Genomic DNA, 18,691 nt, shown 5'->3' with positions numbered 1-18,691 from the left:
TTTGGCGTTTGGCAAGCGATTCTGCGCCGACAGGCGGTGTCTATTTTCCTGCTGACAGTCGCTCGATCAGAGCGACCACTTCGGCTTCGGTTTCCGCATGCGACACGCCGGTGTCGATCACATGGTCTGCTTTCGCGCGTTTTTCCGCATCGGGCACCTGGAGTTCGAGGATATGGGCGAATTTCTCGGGCGTCATGCCGGGCCGGGCGAGCACTCGCTGGCGCTGGACATCGGCCGGTGCCGACACGACCACCACCGTATCGACCTGTTTTTCTCCGCCCTTTTCGAACAGCAAGGGGATATCGAACACCACGATCGGAGCGCCGCCATGCTCAATCAGGAATTCGGCGCGATGCGCCGCCACAGCAGGATGGACGATCGCCTCAAGCCGGGCGAGCGCCTGCTTGTCGCCGAACACTTGCGCGCCAAGCGTCTCGCGCTTGACCCCTTCAGGGCCCGTCGAGCCGGGAAAGGCCGCTTCGATCGCAAGAAGCAACTCGCCGCCGGGGCGCTGCATCCGTCGCACTTCGGCATCGGCATCGAACACAGGAACGCCGTGGCGGATGAACATTTCCGCGACGGTCGACTTGCCCATGCCGATCGATCCGGTGAGGCCGACTATGAGCGGGCGGGTCATCGGGTCAGTATCTCCCTCAGTTCGGCATCGTGCTCGCGCGGGGGCGCTTGGCCGAAAAATCGCTCGAACGCGAGCGCGGCCTGGCCGATCAGCATGTTGAGGCCATCGAGGGTGCGATGCCCGGCGGCACGTGCCATTTTGAGGAAGTCAGTGTCGACCGGATCGGTGACGATGTCATAAGCAATCGCGCCCGGTGGGGCATGGCTCCAGTCGAACGCAAGCGGCGACTGGCCGCGCATGCCCAGCGGCGAGGCATTTACCACCAGGTCGAAGCAGCCCTTGCGGTCATCGAAGGGAAAATCGGTCGGGTCGGCGAAATGGGCGAGATCGATCGCATGATGCTCGCCGCGCGGCGCGAGCTCGTCGAGCAATGTCCGCGCCTTGGCAGGATCGCGCCCGGCCAGCACCAGAGTGAAACCCTCTTCCGCAAGCGCTGCAATGATCGCACGCGCCGCGCCGCCCGTACCAAGCACCCGCGCCATGCGGAACAGGTGATGCTGGCCGAGTTCCTCGCGCAGCGGCTCGAGGAAACCACCCGCGTCGGTATTATAGCCGACCAACTGCTCGCCCTCGCGAACGATAGTGTTGACCGCGCCGATGCGCGCCGCCAGCGGATCGAGCCGGTCGAGCAGCGCGATCACCGCCTGCTTGTGCGGCATGGTGACATTGCAACCGCGCCAGGCGGGATCCGAGCGACGGCTATCAAGGTAATCCGCCAGTTGCGCGGTAGTGACATGCGCGGCCCGGTAATCGGCATCGAGGCCTAGGTGAGCGATCCAGAAGCCATGGATCGCGGGGCTTTTCGATTGCACGATCGGATCGCCGATCACTTCGGCATAGGGACGCGTCACGAGGACATCTCCCCCAATTCGCGCAGCGCGCCGAGCACGCCGAGCAGCGGCATTCCCAGCACGGTGAAGTGGTCGCCTTCGATTCTCTCGAACAATTGCACACCGAGCCCCTCGATCCGAAACACGCCGACGCAATGGCCAACTTCGGGCCATTCGGCGTCGAGATATCGCTCGATGAAGCCCTCGCCGAGTTCGCGGACATGCAGCCGCGCAAGCGAAGCCGCGCTCCATTCGCAAGTGTCGTCGCGCACCAGGGCCGCAGCGCTGTGCAGTTCCATCACCTTGCCCGAAAAGTAGTGCAGGTGCTCTGCCGCCTGCGCGCGGCTCTCGGGCTTGTCGAAGCGCCGCCCTCCGCACGTCACCAGGCTGTCGCTGCCGAGCACCAGCCGCCCGGCATGCGTGCTAGCCACCGCCTGCGCCTTTGCGACGCTGAGCGCTTCGGCAATCTCTCCCGGCGTGCAATCCGCCAGCCCGGCTTCGAGCGCCCGCTCGTCGAGCGATGCGGGAATCGCCTCATGGGCGACACCCGCAGCATCGAGCATGGCGCGGCGCGACGCGCTTTTCGATGCGAGGACGATCATATCGCGCCTTCGCCATCTTCGCCGCCCTCACCGGGGCGGTCGGTTCGCTCCTGCATGATGCGCATTACTGCAGCAGCGGTTTCCTCGATCGAGCGGCGCGTCACATCGATCACGGGCCAGCCATTGTCAGCAAACATGCGGCGCGCGAATTGCACTTCCTCGCGCACTTTCTCGCTATCAACGTAGGACGTCTCAGTGCCTTCATTGAGCGACAACAGGCGGTTGCGCCGCACCTGCACCAGCCGCTCGGGCGCGGTGGTCAGCCCCACCACCAGCGGGCGGCGCAGTCCGAACAATGCAGGCGGGGGCGGCGATTCCATGATCAGCGGGATATTCGCAACCTTGTACCCGCGATTGGCGAGGTAGATGCTGGTCGGCGTCTTCGAACTGCGCGATACGCCTGCCAGCAAGATGTCCGCCTCTTCCCAGTCTTCCCAGCCCACGCCGTCGTCATGCGCGATTGTGTAATGGATCGCTTCCACCCGGCGGAAGTAGGCGTCGTCCATCAGGTGCTGGCGGCCGGGCTTGCCATGCGCCTCTTCGCCCAGCTGGACTTCGAGCGCGGCAGTAACCGCGTCGAGCACTGGCACGGCGGGCAGACCCAGCTGGCGGCAATGTTCCTCCAGCCGGGCGCGGGTTTCGGGATTGACCAGAGTGAACAGCACCAGGCCGGGGCTGGCAGCGAGCGACGGCACGATCCGGTCGAGATGCTGGCGCGAACGCACCATCGGCCAAAAATGGCGCACGACGTCAGGGTTGTCGAATTGCGCGAGCGCCGCCTTGGCGATCATCTCGAGCGTTTCGCCGGTCGAGTCCGAAACGAGGTGGAGGTGCATGCGTTGCATTGCGCGGTCGTTGCATCCTTGCCGGGAATGCCTGTGGAGAACAGCTGGCATAAACCACGGGAGAGGCCTGCCGACAAGTTCGGGGAGAGATTCCATGCCCGCTATCGGCTTTATCGCCAGCGGCTTTGTCGACATCGTGCGCCGCTATCAACAGGCTGGGGATAGCGCGGATAAGTTTGACTCGACTCAGGCAATCCCGCGATTCGCGAGCCGGACAGCGCTTTGCATCGCGGGAAAAATCGGGCAGGAACCACTTGTCCCCGAAATCCACAGGGCCAACAGACTCCTAAAACCCTTTATAAATATAATTATATTGATTGGATAAGACCTCATGCCGGGCTTGCTTCTTGACACTCTGCGTGGCCTCAAGGGTGAACGAGCACCCATGTGGCTGATGCGTCAGGCAGGGCGATACCTGCCCGAATATCGCGCACTACGATCAGAAAAGGGCGGGTTCCTCGAACTCGTTTACGATAGTGAAGCCGCGGCGGAAATCACGATCCAGCCTTTGCGCCGGTTCGGTTTCGACGGGGCGATCCTGTTCTCGGATATTCTGATCGTGCCGCATGCGATGGGACAAGGGCTCGAATTCCTCGCGGGCGAAGGTCCCAAGCTGTCGCCGCCGCTGCTTGAAGCCAGGCTCGAGGATTTCACTGCGCAACCCCAACGGTTCGAAGCGATCTACGAGACGGTGCGGCTGTGCCGCGCGCAGCTCGACGAAAGCGTGACGATGCTCGGTTTCGCGGGTAGCCCGTGGACCGTCGCGACCTATATGGTGGCAGGCGAGGGCAGCCGCGACCAGCATGCGACGCGCGAGCTTGCCTACGGGGATCCAGTACGGTTCCAGGCGATCATCGATGCTATCGTCGAAGTTTCGATTACCTACCTGCGCGGCCAGATCGATGCCGGGGCTGAAGCGGTGCAGCTGTTCGACAGCTGGGCCGGCAGCCTGGCACCCGACCAGTTCGACCGATGGGTAATCGCGCCCAACGCCGCGATTACCGCTGCGCTCAAGCAATCGCATCCGGATACGCCGGTGATCGGCTTTCCCAAGGGCGCGGGAGCCAAGCTTGCCGCCTATGCCAATGAGACCGGAGTCGACGCAGTGGGGTTGGACGAGACGGTCGATCCCGAATGGGCGGATCGCGAATTGCCAAAGGGCATGCCGGTGCAAGGCAATCTCGATCCGCTGCTGCTGATGGCGGGCGGTGCGCCGCTGGTCGATCGCGCATGCTTCATCCTCAAGACGTTCGCCGATCGCCCGCATGTGTTCAATCTGGGGCACGGTATCGGCCAGTTCACCCCGATCGAGCACGTCGAACAGCTTGTTGCCGTGCTGCGCGGACAGCGATGATTGTGGCGGGGGATGACGCGGCGGTGATGGTCGACTACATAAGCGAGCGATGCAGGACGTCATCGCCATGACCTATCTTTGGCTCAAGGCAGGCCACATCATCTTCGTGGTCTTCTGGATGGCGGGCCTGTTCATGCTCCCGCGGCAACTGATCTATGTCCATCCGGCGCAGCCCGGATCGGAGGAAGAAGCGCTGTGGGTCCACCGCATGGGCCTGCTGCGCAAGGTCATCCTCACGCCAAGCCTGGTGGTGGTTTGGGTGCTCGGCCTGCTGATGGCGGCCGAATTGGGCCTGTTTGCGGGCGCACCGGGATTGGGCTGGCTCCATGCCAAGCTGCTCTTCGTGCTGCTACTCACTGGCTATCACGGCTTTATGGTGGCGCAATCGAAGAAGATTGCTGCAGGAGAGCGGCCACTAAGCGAGAAGCAGCTGCGTATGCTGGGCGAAGTGCCTGGCCTGCTGCTGGCGGTCATCGTCGTGCTGGCGGTGCTGCGCCCTTTCTGAACCATTTGCTCCGCGAACAATCGGCGATTGACGGCGGTTTCCGCGGGCCGTATTTTGAAATCCTCTATCCGGCATGAGGCTTTGCATTCGGCAAAGCCAAGGTCTGCTTTCTCCAAGCCCATATGCCTCGCTCCACAGACGAGGCGACGACCTGTCGGCCAATCCAGAGACGGACGAATATTACAATGCATCTCAAAGACTTGAAACGAAAGACACCGGCCGAACTGGTCGCCATGGCCGAAGAGCTGGGTGTCGAAGGCGCGTCGACCATGCGCCGGCAGGACTTGCTGTTTAGCATCCTGCGCGAACTCGCCGAAGACGAGGAATATGAAGAGAAGATCATGGGTGTCGGCACCATCGAGGTGCTGCAGGACGGTTTCGGCTTCCTGCGCTCGCCCGAGGCGAACTACCTCGCCGGGCCCGACGACATCTATGTTTCGCCCAACCAGATCCGCAAATGGGGCCTGAGGACCGGCGACACGGTCGAAGGCGAGATCCGCGCCCCGCGCGACGGTGAGCGCTATTTTGCCCTCACAAGCCTCACCAGCGTCAATTTCGACGATCCGGAGGCGGTGCGCCACCGCACCAATTTCGACAACCTCACGCCGCTCTATCCGGACGAGAAGTTGACTCTCGACCCGGTCGATCCGACCGTGAAGGACAAGAGTGCACGGGTGATCGACATCATCGCGCCGCAGGGCAAGGGCCAGCGTGCGTTGATCGTGGCGCCTCCGCGCACCGGCAAGACCGTGCTGCTGCAGAACATCGCCAAGGCGATTACCGACAATCACCCCGAAGTGTTCCTGATCGTCCTTCTGGTCGACGAACGACCCGAGGAAGTGACCGATATGCAGCGCAGCGTGAAGGGCGAAGTTATTTCTTCGACCTTCGACGAGCCTGCGACGCGCCACGTGCAGGTTGCCGAAATGGTGATCGAAAAGGCTAAGCGCCTGGTCGAACACAAGCATGACGTGGTGATCCTGCTCGACTCGATCACCCGCCTCGGCCGCGCCTACAACACCGTGGTTCCGAGCTCGGGCAAGGTGCTGACCGGCGGTGTCGACGCCAATGCACTGCAGCGCCCCAAGCGATTCTTCGGCGCAGCGCGCAACATCGAGGAAGGTGGTTCGCTTTCGATCATCGCCACCGCGCTGATCGATACCGGCAGCCGCATGGACGAAGTGATCTTCGAAGAGTTCAAGGGCACCGGCAACAGTGAAATCGTGCTCGACCGCAAGGTCGCAGACAAGCGCATCTTCCCGGCGCTCGATGTCGGCAAGTCCGGCACCCGAAAGGAAGAACTGCTGGTGGGCAAGGACAATCTGTCGAAGATGTGGGTGCTGCGCCGCATCCTGATGCAGATGGGCACCATCGACGCGATGGAATTCCTGCTCGACAAGATGAAGGATTCGAAGTCGAACGAAGACTTCTTCGCGACGATGAACCAGTAAGGCTTGTGGGGCCCGCGCCGGACAGGCGTGGGCCCGCTTGCCTTTGGGCACGATCCGGCTATCACCGGGCCAATGCTGCGCCAATATGTCTATATCAGCACTGCGGACGGGATCGGTCCCGAGGATATCGCTTCGATCCTCGACTCGTGCCAGCGCAACAACAGCGAGCGCAATGTCACCGGCCTGCTGCTCTACAACGGGCGCAATTTTCTCCAGCTGCTCGAAGGCGATGTAGAGGATCTTTCCTGGGTGATGCGCAAGATCGAAGCTGATCCGCGCCATAACGGGGTTTCGATCATCGAGGATATCGCCATTGCCGGGCGCGCCTGCCCCGACTGGCTCATGCGGCATATCCGCATTGTCGACCAGGTGCCCGAGCGGCGTGCGGCGCTCGACGCTGAACTGCCTGCCGCGCTCGAGCCGAACCTGCGGCGGATCATCCTGAATTTCGCGGCACTGAACTAGGCGCGAAGCTCGCTATACAATCGAGCGCGCGGCCCTAGGCCTTTTGCCGCTCCAGCTGCGCAGCCATCATTTCCCAGACCTTGTTGATGGCCTTGAGCGGGCGAACCATCACTTTGAAATCCTTGATCAAACCCTCCTCGTCGAAAGCGATCATGTCGATCCCGTTGACGTGGATGCCATCCATCTCGGTGGTGAATTCGAGCACGACAGTGTCGTCGCCCACAACTTCGCGCACATAGGTGAAGCTGCCATTTCCCAGCGTCGCCCCCGCTGCAGTGAGATAGGCGACCACGATCGGCTTGCCCACTTGCGGGGTGTGGACGACAGGCGAGTGAAACACCGCGTCATCGCGCATTATGGCGGCGAGTGCGGCAGGATCGCTTCCTCCTTCGATCACTTCGTGCCAGCGCTTGAGGCCTTCGGCTGCAATGCTCATTGGATGCTCCCTATAATCCGCGATGTTCAGCCGAGATGTTCGGCGAAAAAGGCCTTCGTGCGGCTGTCGGCGAGCTGCGCGCCCGCTTCGTTGCGGCGGTTGCCGCTTTCAGTGGCGAAGCCATGGTCGAGCCCTTCGTAATCATAGAGCGTGACCCGCGGATGATCGTCCAGCCCGGCATGCATCGCGGCTTGCGCTTCAGGTCCGACGAAATGGTCTGCGGTAGGCACGTGCAACAACAGGGGATGCGCGATGCCGTGCTTCTCGCCCAGCATCTGGTCGATCATCACCCCGTAATAGCCGACCGAGGCGTCGATATCGCTGCGCGCTGCAGTCATATAGGCGAGCTTGCCGCCCAGGCAGTAACCGACGCAGCCGACCTTCGGCACGCCGGCCACACGGCGGATCCAGTGGATCGTCGCTTCGATGTCCTTCACCCCGTCATCGGGATTGTATTCCCCGAAATAGCCGAGCGCTTCCTGGAATTCGGCTTCGACGTCCGGGTCGAGCTGGATGCCCGGCTTCATGCGGAAGAACAGGTCGGGCGCGACCGCGAGATAGCCTTCGGCCGCCCAGCTGTCGCATTTGTTGCGGATCCCGGGGTTCACCCCGAAGATCTCCTGAATCACAATGATCGCTGCCTTGGGTGTGCCCGCAGGCCGCGCGACATAGGCATCGAAGCTGGCATTGCCGTCGAAGGTGGGGATCGTCGCGTACTGGGTCATTGCGGCTGCTCCTTTGATTCAGCGTGAAAGCGGCTTATCGCTTGCCGCAGGTGATTGCCAAACCCAAATATGTCAGGCGATACGGGGTTCCCGAAGGTTGGAGGGAGTAAGCGCGATGAAGTTTCATATCGAAATCGACTGCACGCCCGAAGAGGCGCGGGCCTTCATGGGGCTGCCCGATGTGTCGAAGGCCAACAATATCTATGTCGAAAGCATCGCCAAGGCGATGAAAGGGGTCTCCAATCCCGACCAGTTGCAGGAATATGCCCAGCAGCTCGCACCAATGGGGCAGATGGGGCTCAAGATGTTCCAGAGCTTCATGGAAAGCGGCATGCGCGGCGCAGGGTCCAAATCGAAATCTGACGACGACTAGGAACTGCGTCGTTTACGCATGAGCGACACCATCTTTGCACTTTCCAGCGGGGCTCCGCCCGCGGCGATCGGCGTGATCCGCATCAGCGGGCCGGCGGCCGGCGCGGCCTTGCGCGCGCTGGTCGGGCGCGATGTCGAACCGAGGCATGCCAGCCTGGCTAAGCTTCGTGGGGATGATGGTGCGCTTCTGGACGAGGCGCTGGTGCTTTGGTTCCCGGGCCCGAATACCGCGACGGGCGAAGACCTTGCCGAATTGCATTGCCATGGCGGCCGGGCGGTGATTTCCGCCATTGAAGCGGAATTGGGTGCGATTTCAGGCCTGCGCCGCGCCGAACCGGGCGAGTTTACACGCCGCGCCTTTGCCAACGGGCGGATCGACCTTGCCGAAGCCGAAGGGCTGGCGGACCTGCTCAGCGCCGAAACCGAGCTCCAGCGCAGCGCGGCAATCGCCATGGCGGGCGGGAGATTCTCCCGGCAGGTCGAGTTGTGGCGCGACGGCGTGTTACGGCTCTCGGCGGAAGTCGAGGCGGCGCTCGACTTTGCCGATGAGGACGATGTGGGCGGGTTGGCAGCCGATTTCGGCGCGCGTCTCGACCAGTTGGCGAGTGAACTGGCGCTATGGCTTGCGCGGCCGCGATCGGAACGGCTGGGAGAGGGTTTCCGCGTGGTGCTCTCTGGGCCGCCCAATGCCGGAAAATCCACCTTGTTCAATGCGTTGGTTGAGAGCGAGGCGGCCATCACTTCGCCCATTGCGGGGACTACGCGCGATGTGATCGAGCGCTCGGTGGCGATCGCCGGAATTCCCTTCACCTTCGTCGATACTGCGGGCCTGCATGAGGGCGGGGGTGATGAAATCGAATCGATAGGGATCGGGCGTGCGCGCGAACAGCTCGAACGTGCCGATCTGGTTCTCTGGTTGGGGCCCGAATACGAGGGACCGAGTGGGTGTTGGGAAGTCGAGGCACAGATCGACAATCATGCGCATCTGGTTAAATCTGCGCCTGATTGGCGGGTTTCCGCGCGGACAGGGGAAAATCTGGGCGCACTGAAGGCCGCGCTGGTCGAGAAGGCGCGTCAGTGCATGCCGAGGCCCGGAGAGGCCGCGCTCAATGCACGCCAGCATGGATTGCTCGCCGACGCCAATATTGCGTTGAGCGAGGCTAGCGAGCTGTCTGACCCCCTCATTATTGCAGAATGCCTGCGTCGGGCGCGCCTCGCTTTCGACCGTCTGGTCGGACGGGCGACCACCGAGGACATGCTCGACGCGCTGTTCGGGCGCTTCTGCATCGGGAAATAGACGGCAACACCCCGATGTTTCACGTGAAACATCGCGTCCCCGCTCTCGCGAAAGTTCTTTGACCCCGCGCCAGCGCGCCTGTATCGGCGCGACATGCGTAGCTTCGACGTGCTTGTGGTCGGCGGCGGTCATGCCGGTGTCGAGGCGGCCTGTGCGGCCGCCCGCATGGGTGCGCGCACGGGCCTGGTGAGCTTCGATCTCGACGCAATCGGCGCGATGAGCTGCAATCCGGCGATCGGGGGCTTGGGCAAAGGCCATCTGGTGCGTGAAGTTGATGCGCTCGACGGGGTGATCGGGCGCGCAGCCGATGCCGGGGCAATCCATTACCGCATGCTCAACCGCTCGAAGGGGAGCGCCGTTTGGGGCCCACGCGTGCAGGCCGACCGCGTGCTGTTCAAGGCAGCGGTGCAGAGGGCGGTCAAGGCGCAAGCTGGGCTCGATCTGATCGAGGGTGAGGTGGCAGCACTGCAACTCACTGCGGGTCGTGTTGCCGGGCTGGAATTGGCCGACGGCACGGCGATCGAAGCGGCGGCCGTTATCCTGTGCACCGGGACATTCCTCGGGGGCACGCTGTTTCGCGGTGAGGAACGCTTCGAAGGCGGACGGATCGGCGAGAATTCGGCACAGAAACTTGCAGCGCAGTTGCGCGGCGCGAATTTGCCGATGGCGCGACTCAAGACCGGGACGCCGCCCCGGCTCGACGGGCGCACGATCGACTGGGCCAGTCTCGAAGAGCAGCCATCCGATCCCGATCACTGGACCATGTCGCCGCTCACCGAGCGTCGCGCCAATCCGCAAATCTTCTGCGCGATCACACGCACCACCGAGGCCGCGCACGAAGCGATCCGCGCGAATCTGCACCGTTCCCCGCTATTTACCGGAGCGATCGGAGCGGCCGGGCCGCGCTATTGCCCCTCAATCGAGGACAAGATCCATCGCTTTGGCGATCGTGAGGGGCACCAGGTATTCCTCGAGCCCGAGGGCTTGAGCACGCATCTGGTCTATCCCAACGGGATAAGCACCTCTCTGCCGGCCGATGTCCAACTCACCATGCTCCGCGCCATGCCGGGGCTTGAGCAGGTTGTGATGGAAGTCCCGGGTTATGCGGTGGAATATGATCACATCGATCCGCGTGCGCTCACGGCGGACCTGCAATTGCGAGCGATTCCGGGGCTTTACTGCGCCGGGCAGATCAATGGCACAACGGGCTATGAAGAGGCTTCTGCACAGGGGCTGGTGGCGGGGCTCCACGCCGCAGCGCATGTTTTGGGCCTTGAGGCACCACGGCTCGACCGGGCGAACAGCTATATCGCAGTGATGGTCGACGATCTGACCCTGCAAGGCGTGAGCGAACCCTACCGCATGTTGACTGCGCGGGCCGAGTACCGCCTGCGTCTGCGCGCCAACAACGCTTCCACGCGCCTTACCCCGCTGGGGATCGAAGCGGGCTGCGTCGGAGCGGAGCGTGCGGAATGGTTTGCGCGCCGTGAAGAGCGCCGTGCAGCTTTGGCCGGGCATTTCGATACAGCGATCCATGCCCGCGAGTTGAGCGAGGCCGGCCTGCCGGTGCGGCGCGACGGCGGCACCAAGCAAGTGAGTGAATGGCTGCGGCACGAAGGAGTGGGCCTGGCCGATTTGAACCAATGGCTGGATCAGGAACTCTCCTTCGATGATCCGTTGATCGCCGAAATGGCCGAAGACGCGGCCTATGCTCCTTACCTTGCGCGGCAGGATGCCGAACTGCGCGATCTGCGTGCAAGCGAAGCGCTTGAACTGGCGCGTGATTTTCCCTTTGGCGAGGTTCCGGGGCTGTCCAACGAGATGGTCGAGCGGCTTGAGGCAGCAAAGCCCGCCAATCTCGCGGCGGCGGGAAGGGTGCCTGGGATCACGCCCGCTGCGCTTTCGGCTCTGCTTGTCCATGCGCGCCGGAGGCAGAAGGCCGCATGAACGGGCAACTCCTGAGCGACGAGGTGTCGGCGCGGCGCTATGTGGAGCAGATTGCGGATCAGGTCGCGATGGATCGGCTCGAAGTGCTGATTGCTGAGCTTCTTGCCGAGAACCAGCGCCAGAACCTGATTTCGCGCCCTTCCGAGGCGCAGGTGTGGCAGCGCCATATTGCCGACAGCGCGCAATTGCTGCGATTTGTTCCACGTGAAACATCTGGCACCTGGCTCGACCTTGGCACGGGGGCTGGCTTCCCTGGCATGGTGATTGCTGCGATCGAGCCCGAGCGCGAAGTGGTGCTGGTCGAATCGCGCGCGCGCCGCGTCGAATGGCTCGAACGAATGGCGGAGAAGCTCGCGCTTCCGCTGTGCCGGGCCGAAGGCAAGCGGCTTGAGCTGGTCAAACCGTTCCCGGCGCGTGTCATTTCGGCACGCGCCTTCGCGCCATTGCCAAAGCTCCTGAAACTATCCGCACCCTTTTCCACAAAGGCGACCACCTACCTGTTGCCCAAGGGGCGCTCGGCGGCGCAGGAACTGGAATCAATCCCTGCAAAGATTCGTCGGATGTTTCACGTGGAACACTCCTTGACCGATGCAGAGGCGGGGATCATCGTAAGCACCTGAGTGCGGGAAGGCGGAAAGCAGCCGATGATCACGATAGCCATTGCGAACCAGAAGGGCGGGGTGGGCAAAACCACAACCGCGATCAATATCGCTACCGCAATGGCGGCGATCGGCTGGCGCACGCTGCTGATCGACCTCGACCCGCAGGGAAATGCCTCGACCGGGCTGGGTGTGGGCACCGCTGCGCGCGTCGCGTCGAGCTATGATGTGCTGATCGATGGTGTCTCGCTCAAGGATGCAATGGTTGCTACGAGCATTCCCGGACTCGATATCGTCCCGGCGACGGTAGATCTCAGCGGTGCCGAAGTGGAGCTGGTTTCGGTAGAGGAACGGACTTCGCGCCTTGCCACTGCTCTTTCGGCGCATCGCGGGCACGATATCTGCTTCATCGACTGCCCACCCTCGCTCGGCCTGCTCACGCTCAACGCGCTTTCGGCCGCCGATACATTGCTGGTGCCGCTGCAGTGCGAATTCTTCGCGCTTGAGGGCCTCAGCCAGCTGTTGCAGACGGTGGAGCAGGTGCAGCAGCGCTTCAATCCCGCGCTCGGCATCATCGGCGTGGCGCTCACCATGTTCGATCGGCGCAACCGCCTGACCGACCAGGTGGCGGACGATGTACGCGAATGCCTCGCCGGCCTGGTGTTCGACACCGTGATCCCGCGCAATGTGCGCCTGTCCGAAGCGCCGAGCCACGGCTTGCCCGCACTGGTCTATGACCACTCTTGCGCCGGCAGCCGCGCCTATATCGCACTCGCGCGCGAACTCATCGGGCGCCTGCCCCGCGAAAGGAAAGCCGCATGAGCAACCCGACCGATCCGATCCGCTTTTCGGTGCCGGGCGTTGCAGCTACTGACCGGAAGAAGAAGCTCGGTCGCGGGCTGGGTGCCTTGTTGGGTGAAACCCGGCGCGAAGAACCGTTGGCGCAGCCTTCAGCCGACGTTTCGTCTGAAATCGGCGTTAAAACAGAATCTTACGCGACTTCGGGTCTCGCATCGCTACCTGTTTCGTCGATTGAACCGCTGCCCGGCCAGCCTCGCAAGCATTTCGACGAGGCTGCTCTCGACGAGCTCGCTGCCTCGATTGCCACGCGCGGAGTGATCCAGCCGGTGATCGTGCGCCCGCGTGGTGCAGGGCGTTACCAGCTGGTGGCGGGCGAGCGCCGCTGGCGCGCAGCGCAGAAGGCGCGGCTCCACGAAATTCCGGCGCTGGTGCGCGAACTAGACGAGCGCGAAGTTATGGCGCTCGCGCTGATCGAGAATATCCAGCGCGAGGATCTCAATCCGGTCGAGGAAGCGCGTGCCTACCAGCGGCTGAGCGATGACGAAGGGCTGACCCAGGCCGATATCGCGCGCATGGTCGAAAAGTCGCGCAGCCACGTCGCAAACCTCCAGCGCCTGCTGGCACTGCCCGATGCGGTGCTCGACCTGGTCGAGCAAGGCACGCTGTCGATGGGGCATGCGCGTGCGTTGATCGGGAATGACGACGCGATCGCGCTCGCGAAGCAGGCGGTGCGCGACAATCTCTCGGTGCGCGAAGTCGAGCAACTCGTCCGCGGCGATGCGGCGCCCAAACTACGCAAATCGGCAAAACGCAACACGCGCGATCCGGCCAAGGATGCCGATATCGCTGCGGTGCAGGCGCATCTCGAGGAATTCCTGGGCCTGACGGTGCGGATCAAGACTGAAACCGATCCGCGCAAGGGGGCGGTAACGATTCGCTATCGCACGCTCGACCAGCTCGATTTGATCTGCCAGCGACTAACCGGCGGAGATATCTAGCCCGCGAGCAAGTCGCGCCGCGCGACTTTCCGCACAAAGGCGTGGGCAAGAAGTTGCGCCGCGCAACTTGATGCAAAGCAAACAACTGAATTTTCGTGTGAATTTCCGGCGCGACTAGATTCGCGATGCGAGAAGTTCAGCCAACGCTTCGATTCCCGCTGCATCGTCGGCGGTGAATCGTGCGGGGGCCGGGCTGTCGAGATCGATCACAGCCACAACTTCGCCATTGCGCTTCACCGGCACCACCAGTTCCGATCGGCTCGCCGCGTCGCAAGCGATATGTCCGGGGAAGGCGTGGACGTCTTCGACCAATTGCGTTTCGCCCGATGCCGCCGCTGCGCCGCAAACGCCCCTGCCCAGCGGGATGCGGATGCAGGCTGGGCGGCCAACGAAGGGGCCTAGCACCAGTTCCTCGCCAGTGCCGGTTTCGACCATGCGATAAAAGCCCGCCCAGTTGAGATCGGGCAGGAATTCCCACACCAGCGCAGCGACATTGGCCATATTGGCCACGCCGTCGCTTTCGCCCTGGGTCAGGGCATCGGCAGCATCGCACAATTGGCGATAGCGCTCTGCGGGTTCGAGCGCAGGATCGGGGCGAAAATCATACATCGTGCCGTGCGATCTAGTGCCGCGCGCGACGAAGGCAAGCCCGGCGCGTGAAAGAGGGAGATTGCGGCGCCCCTTCGGCTAGCCTATTCCTTTGCGCCATGAGCACAACTCGCAAGATACTGATCGCCCTTCTCGTTATCATCCTGCTGCTGGGAGCCGCCATCTGGTGGCTGGCGCGCGGCGACACTGCGACCCTATCGGTCGACGAAGTTGCAGGCACCGATCCCACGCTGGAGCAGCCCAAGGCCGAATCCTTCCCAACAGTTCGCATTGCCAAACCGGTCGGCTGGGCCGAGGGCGAAGCGCCCGAAGCCGCCGAAGGGCTGGCGGTTGCGCGTTTCGCCGAAGGACTCGATCACCCGCGTGTGTTGCAGGCGCTGCCCAATGGCGACGTGCTCGCGGCACTGGCGCGTTCACCCAAGAGCGATGACGACGGCGGCATCATGGGTTGGATCGCCGACCTGCTGATGAGCCGTGCCGGGGCAACCGGCGACTCACCCAACCAAATCGTGCTGCTGCGCGATGCGGATGGCGATGGCACCGCGGAAGTGAAGCAAGTGATCCTCGACGAAGCGGGCGGGCTCGATTCGCCTTCGGGGATGGGCTGGCATGACGGCACGCTCTATGTCGCCAACCACGATGAAGTGCTTGCCTATCCTTACGAACTTGGCACGCTCAAGGTCACCGGCAAGGCGCGCAAGCTGATGGACCTGCCGCCGGGCGGCGGCCACTGGATGCGCAATCTCGAACTCAACCCCGAAAGCACGCTACTCTATGTTGCGGTCGGTTCGGTCTCGAACATTGGCGAGAGCGGGATGGAGGTCGAGCAGGGCCGCGCGATGATCTGGGAATATGACCTGACGACCAATCGCCAGCGCCAATTCGCGGTCGGGCTGCGCAATCCCAACGGCCTCGCCTGGAGCCCCTGGTCGGGCGAGCTGTGGACCACTGTGAACGAGCGCGACATGCTCGGCAGCGATCTCGTGCCCGATTACCTCACCAATGTGCCCGTGGGTGCGCAATATGGCTGGCCGTGGGTATACTGGAAGGACAATCTCGACGAACGGGTCAAGGCGCCGCGCCCGGCCTATCTGGTCGAATATGCGCGCAAGCCCGAATATGCGCTTGGCCCGCACGTCGCCGCGCTTGGGCTGGTCTTCACGCAGGAAGGCCACTTGATGGGCGATAAATTCGCCAGCGGGGCCTTTATTGCGCGTCACGGCTCGTGGAACCGCAAGCCGGCCTCGGGCTATGACGTGGTTTATGTCGCCTTCGATGCGCGCGGCAATCCGCAGGGCAAGCCCGTTCCGCTGCTGACCGGCTTCTTCAAGGGCGACGGCACCACGCATGGCCGGCCGACCTGGGTCGAATGGGCGGGCGACGGCGCGCTGCTGGTGAGCGACGACACGGCTGGTATCATCTGGCGGGTCAATGCGCCGGGCGCGCAGCCCGGCAAGGGCATCGAGCGGGTGCGCTCGGCTCCGCTCCGCCCGCAACGCGAGCTATCGGGTGATCCGCAGGCTGTTTTCACCGGCGAGGAGCTGGAACGCATCGTCCCGGTGCAATAGGGCGCGAAGTCGCGACGTCAGATTGCTTTCCCGGCCCGACCGGCCAGCTCGACCACGAATTGCCAGGCGCTGCGCCCTGACAGCGGGCCGCGTTCGCGCGACCAGCTGAGCGCATCCTCGGGCGACCATTCAACACCCAGTGACGTGGCATGGGCTGCGACGATCGAAAGGAACTCGTCCTGCGAGCAGGGGTGGAACCCCAGTCGCAGGCCGAAACGGTCGGCCAGCGCGAGCGAATCGTCCATCCGGTCGCGTTCCTGCAGCGGATCGGCCTGGTCCTCGCTGCTCCGTGCAAGGATGGCGCGATGGTTGGAGGTCACCGCCAGCCGCACATTGGCGGGGCGCGGCGCAAGGCTGCCCTCGAGCGCGCTGCGCAAATGCCGCATGGTCTGGTCGGACGAATGGTCGAAGGCGAGATCGTCAAGAAACAGGATGAAGCGCCGCTCGAGATGGCCGATCGCGGCGAACAGTTCGGGCAGGGCATCGAGGCTGGCGGGATCGAGCTCGACCAGCGCCAGCCGGGCACCGGCTTCCTCCTGTTCGGCGGCGACGCAGGCACGCAGCAGCGCAGATTTGCCCATGCCGCGTGCGCCCCACAGCAGCATGTCATGCGCGGCATGGCCCTGCGCATGGCGCCGCACGTTCTCGCGTACCGCGATTTTCTGCCGGTCGATCGCCTTGAGCCGGTCGAGCGGCAACGCATCGAGTTGCGCTACTGCGCGAACCCGGCCTGCGCTCCAGACATAGCCCGCATGGCCGAGCCAGTCGGCGTTGTCCTGCGCGGGCGGGGCCAACCGTTCAAGCGCCTCGGCAATGCGTGCCAGCGGATCGCCCTGGTCGGCCATGCCGCGCTCTAGCTCGCGAGCGCTTCGGCAGAGAGGCTGTAGAGCAGCCCTGCCCCTGCGGTGGCTGACGTCTTGAGGCCGCTTGCCTCCGGCACGATTCGATCAAGGAAGAAGCGCGTCGTGACTGGCTTGGTCGCGGCCAGCGTGGGGGCTGCGCCCGCCGCAATCGCCTGCGCCTGCTTCGCCAGCTGCCAGCCTGCGACTGCGACCGCGAGCATGGTGCAGAAGGGCACACTGCCCGCGAGCCTGTCGTCGAGGCTCGCTTCGCTCGCCATCCATGTGGCGATCGCACGGCAATCCTCCGCCAATGCGCGCAGCGCGGGCTCCTCGCCAGCGTCGCGGATAATGTCGGCGATCAGCGCCTCGACCACGCCACCCTGCTCGAGCCCGAGCTTGCGCGTGACGAGATCGGCTGCCTGGATGCCATTGGTGCCTTCGTAGATCGGGGCGATCTTCGAATCGCGCCAATGCTGTGCGGCGCCGGTTTCCTCGATGAAGCCCATCCCGCCGTGCACCTGCACTCCGATCCCGGAGACTTCGACCCCGACATCGGTGCCCCAGGCCTTGACCAGCGGCACCAGCACTTCGGCGCGCTGCCCCGCGGCGAGATTGCCCAGCGTGCCGCGATCGACCTGCCCCGCGCAATAATAGAGCAGCGCGCGCGCGCCTTCGGTCAGCGCCTTCATGCGCAGCAGCATGCGCCGCACATCGGGATGCTCGATGATCGCGACAGGCGATTTGTCGGGCGAACCGGCGCGGGCCGACTGCACGCGGTCGCGCGCATAGGCGAGCGCCTGCTGCGTCGCTCGCTCGCCGATCTGCACGCCCTGGTTGCCGACATTGATGCGCGCGTTGTTCATCATTGTGAACATCGCCATCAGCCCGCGATTGGGCTCGCCGACCAATTCGCCCACGCATTCGCCATTGTCGCCATAGGACATGACGCAAGTGGGCGAAGCGTTGATGCCCAGCTTGTGCTCAAGGCTGACGCAGCGAAGGTCGTTCTTCGGGCCAAGCGAGCCGTCGTCCTTCACATGGTATTTGGGCACAAGGAACAGCGAGATCCCGCGCGTGCCTTCGGGTGCGTCGGGCAAACGCGCCAGCACGAGATGGACGATGTTCTCGGCCAGCTCATGTTCGCCCCAGGTGATGTAGATCTTCTGGCCCTGGATCAGGTATTTGCCTGCGTGCTCGCCCTGTTCGATCGGCGTTGCTGTGGCGCGCAGTGCGCCGACGTCCGAACCCGCCTGCGGCTCGGTGAGATTCATCGTGCCCGACCATTTGCCGCTGACGAGGTCGGGAAGGTACTTCGCCTTCTGCGCGTCCGAGCCGTGATGTTCGAGCGCTTCGATCGCGCCCACGCTCAGCATCGGCAGCAGGTTGAACGCCATGTTCGCGCTGCCGAGGTTCTCGAGCACGTTGCAGGCGAGCGTGAAGGGCAGGCCTTGCCCGCCGAATTCCACCGGCGATGCGATCGCATTCCAGCCCTGCTCGACATAGGCGGCGTAGGCTTCGGCGAAACCGTCGGGCAGGCGCACCACGCCATTCTCGAGCTTCGCGCCTTCGAGGTCGCCAATGCGGTTCAGCGGCGCGAATTCGCCCGCTGCGAATTGCCCCACGCCTTCGACGATCGCTTCGACCAGATCGGGCTCGGCTGCGGCGAAGCGCTCGCTCTGCGCGAGCTCGTCGATCCCGGCGTTGACGCGGATGGCAAGCAGCTGGTCCTGGGTGGGCGGCGTATAGGGAGTCACGTCGGTCGAATCCTTGTCTCGCAGCAAAAAACTTGGCTTTGCGCGTCCCCACCT

Annotated in this window: 20 protein-coding genes; 11 read left to right on the top strand and 9 right to left on the bottom strand. The window is 63.7% G+C overall.

Annotated features, from left to right (window positions below; all coding sequences use genetic code 11):
- Positions 1 to 40: 40 nt before the first annotated feature.
- The 4 genes from coaE to VRS74_RS08625 are packed head-to-tail and all read right to left on the bottom strand — an operon-like array spanning position 41 to position 2,914.
- The gene (coaE, locus tag VRS74_RS08640) at positions 41 to 637 is read right to left on the bottom strand and encodes a dephospho-CoA kinase (protein ID WP_354144854.1); all 597 of its coding nucleotides are present in this window, start codon (positions 635 to 637) and stop codon (positions 41 to 43) included.
- A complete protein-coding gene (gene aroE / locus VRS74_RS08635) occupies positions 634 to 1,488 on the bottom strand; it encodes a shikimate dehydrogenase (RefSeq protein ID WP_354144853.1) in 855 nt (284 codons plus the stop codon). The genes coaE and aroE overlap by 4 nt, the downstream gene beginning before the upstream one ends.
- Positions 1,485 to 2,069 carry a Maf family protein gene (locus tag VRS74_RS08630; protein WP_354144852.1) on the bottom strand — a complete coding sequence of 195 codons (585 nt, stop codon included), beginning with the start codon at positions 2,067 to 2,069 and terminating at the stop codon, positions 1,485 to 1,487. The genes aroE and VRS74_RS08630 overlap by 4 nt, the downstream gene beginning before the upstream one ends.
- On the bottom strand, positions 2,066 to 2,914 hold the full coding sequence (locus VRS74_RS08625; RefSeq protein WP_354144851.1) for a pyruvate, water dikinase regulatory protein: 849 nt from the start codon (positions 2,912 to 2,914) through the stop codon (positions 2,066 to 2,068). The genes VRS74_RS08630 and VRS74_RS08625 overlap by 4 nt, the downstream gene beginning before the upstream one ends.
- Before the next feature lie 331 nt (positions 2,915 to 3,245).
- Here VRS74_RS08625 and hemE point away from each other — a divergent pair, with 331 nt between their 5' ends.
- The 4 genes from hemE to VRS74_RS08605 all read left to right on the top strand — a co-directional run bounded on the left by hemE (position 3,246) and on the right by VRS74_RS08605 (position 6,689).
- Positions 3,246 to 4,268 (top strand): uroporphyrinogen decarboxylase, encoded by a 1,023-nt coding sequence (gene hemE, locus VRS74_RS08620; RefSeq protein ID WP_354144850.1) that lies wholly within the window; start codon positions 3,246 to 3,248, stop codon positions 4,266 to 4,268.
- Positions 4,269 to 4,317: 49 nt separating this feature from the next.
- Entirely contained in the window at positions 4,318 to 4,773 is a 456-nt protein-coding gene (locus VRS74_RS08615; RefSeq protein WP_354144849.1) for a CopD family protein, read from the top strand.
- Between the two features lie 185 nt (positions 4,774 to 4,958).
- Entirely contained in the window at positions 4,959 to 6,224 is a 1,266-nt protein-coding gene (gene rho, locus VRS74_RS08610) for a transcription termination factor Rho (RefSeq protein WP_354144848.1), read from the top strand.
- A 72-nt stretch (positions 6,225 to 6,296) separates the two neighbouring features.
- Positions 6,297 to 6,689 (top strand): BLUF domain-containing protein, encoded by a 393-nt coding sequence (locus tag VRS74_RS08605; RefSeq protein ID WP_354144847.1) that lies wholly within the window; start codon positions 6,297 to 6,299, stop codon positions 6,687 to 6,689.
- A 34-nt stretch (positions 6,690 to 6,723) separates the two neighbouring features.
- Here the strand turns inward: VRS74_RS08605 and VRS74_RS08600 are convergent, their stop codons facing one another.
- Both VRS74_RS08600 and VRS74_RS08595 read right to left on the bottom strand, forming a co-directional pair.
- On the bottom strand, positions 6,724 to 7,125 hold the full coding sequence (locus VRS74_RS08600; RefSeq protein WP_354144846.1) for a nuclear transport factor 2 family protein: 402 nt from the start codon (positions 7,123 to 7,125) through the stop codon (positions 6,724 to 6,726).
- Positions 7,126 to 7,151: 26 nt separating this feature from the next.
- Positions 7,152 to 7,850 carry a dienelactone hydrolase family protein gene (locus VRS74_RS08595; protein WP_354144845.1) on the bottom strand — a complete coding sequence of 233 codons (699 nt, stop codon included), beginning with the start codon at positions 7,848 to 7,850 and terminating at the stop codon, positions 7,152 to 7,154.
- Positions 7,851 to 7,965: 115 nt separating this feature from the next.
- On the opposite strand from VRS74_RS08595, the gene VRS74_RS08590 reads away from it, so the two are divergent.
- From VRS74_RS08590 to VRS74_RS08565, 6 genes are all read left to right on the top strand, one after another.
- Positions 7,966 to 8,223, top strand: a complete 258-nt coding sequence (locus VRS74_RS08590; RefSeq protein ID WP_354144844.1) for a DUF6489 family protein — start codon at positions 7,966 to 7,968, stop codon at positions 8,221 to 8,223.
- Between the two features lie 18 nt (positions 8,224 to 8,241).
- Entirely contained in the window at positions 8,242 to 9,519 is a 1,278-nt protein-coding gene (gene mnmE, locus VRS74_RS08585; RefSeq protein ID WP_354144843.1) for a tRNA uridine-5-carboxymethylaminomethyl(34) synthesis GTPase MnmE, read from the top strand.
- Positions 9,520 to 9,612: 93 nt separating this feature from the next.
- Positions 9,613 to 11,466: a tRNA uridine-5-carboxymethylaminomethyl(34) synthesis enzyme MnmG gene (gene mnmG, locus VRS74_RS08580; RefSeq protein WP_354144842.1), complete on the top strand. Its 1,854-nt coding sequence runs from the start codon at positions 9,613 to 9,615 to the stop codon at positions 11,464 to 11,466.
- The gene (gene rsmG / locus VRS74_RS08575; RefSeq protein WP_354144841.1) at positions 11,463 to 12,086 is read left to right on the top strand and encodes a 16S rRNA (guanine(527)-N(7))-methyltransferase RsmG; all 624 of its coding nucleotides are present in this window, start codon (positions 11,463 to 11,465) and stop codon (positions 12,084 to 12,086) included. Before mnmG ends, rsmG begins: the two co-directional genes overlap by 4 nt.
- 24 nt (positions 12,087 to 12,110) lie before the next feature.
- The gene (locus tag VRS74_RS08570; protein WP_354144840.1) at positions 12,111 to 12,887 is read left to right on the top strand and encodes a ParA family protein; all 777 of its coding nucleotides are present in this window, start codon (positions 12,111 to 12,113) and stop codon (positions 12,885 to 12,887) included.
- Positions 12,884 to 13,864: a ParB/RepB/Spo0J family partition protein gene (locus tag VRS74_RS08565; protein WP_354144839.1), complete on the top strand. Its 981-nt coding sequence runs from the start codon at positions 12,884 to 12,886 to the stop codon at positions 13,862 to 13,864. The genes VRS74_RS08570 and VRS74_RS08565 overlap by 4 nt, the downstream gene beginning before the upstream one ends.
- 114 nt (positions 13,865 to 13,978) lie before the next feature.
- Here VRS74_RS08565 and VRS74_RS08560 read toward each other — a convergent pair whose 3' ends face one another.
- Complete coding sequence (locus VRS74_RS08560) at positions 13,979 to 14,473, bottom strand: GAF domain-containing protein (protein WP_354144838.1); 495 nt, start codon at positions 14,471 to 14,473, stop codon at positions 13,979 to 13,981.
- 98 nt (positions 14,474 to 14,571) lie between these two features.
- On the opposite strand from VRS74_RS08560, the gene VRS74_RS08555 reads away from it, so the two are divergent.
- Positions 14,572 to 16,041, top strand: a complete 1,470-nt coding sequence (locus VRS74_RS08555) for a PQQ-dependent sugar dehydrogenase (RefSeq protein ID WP_354144837.1) — start codon at positions 14,572 to 14,574, stop codon at positions 16,039 to 16,041.
- 17 nt (positions 16,042 to 16,058) lie between these two features.
- On the opposite strand, the gene VRS74_RS08550 is transcribed toward VRS74_RS08555, so the two are convergent.
- Both VRS74_RS08550 and VRS74_RS08545 read right to left on the bottom strand, forming a co-directional pair.
- The gene (locus VRS74_RS08550) at positions 16,059 to 16,886 is read right to left on the bottom strand and encodes a DUF815 domain-containing protein (RefSeq protein ID WP_354144836.1); all 828 of its coding nucleotides are present in this window, start codon (positions 16,884 to 16,886) and stop codon (positions 16,059 to 16,061) included.
- Positions 16,887 to 16,894: 8 nt separating this feature from the next.
- On the bottom strand, positions 16,895 to 18,637 hold the full coding sequence (locus VRS74_RS08545) for an acyl-CoA dehydrogenase family protein (RefSeq protein ID WP_354144835.1): 1,743 nt from the start codon (positions 18,635 to 18,637) through the stop codon (positions 16,895 to 16,897).
- Positions 18,638 to 18,691 lie beyond the last annotated feature (54 nt).

Origin of the sequence: Altererythrobacter litoralis (assembly GCF_036324225.1) — a bacterium.
GTDB classification, from domain to species: domain Bacteria; phylum Pseudomonadota; class Alphaproteobacteria; order Sphingomonadales; family Sphingomonadaceae; genus Erythrobacter; species Erythrobacter litoralis_A.
The sequence above is the reverse complement of the archived record's forward strand: the minus strand, read 5'-3'. Positions and strand labels throughout refer to the sequence as shown.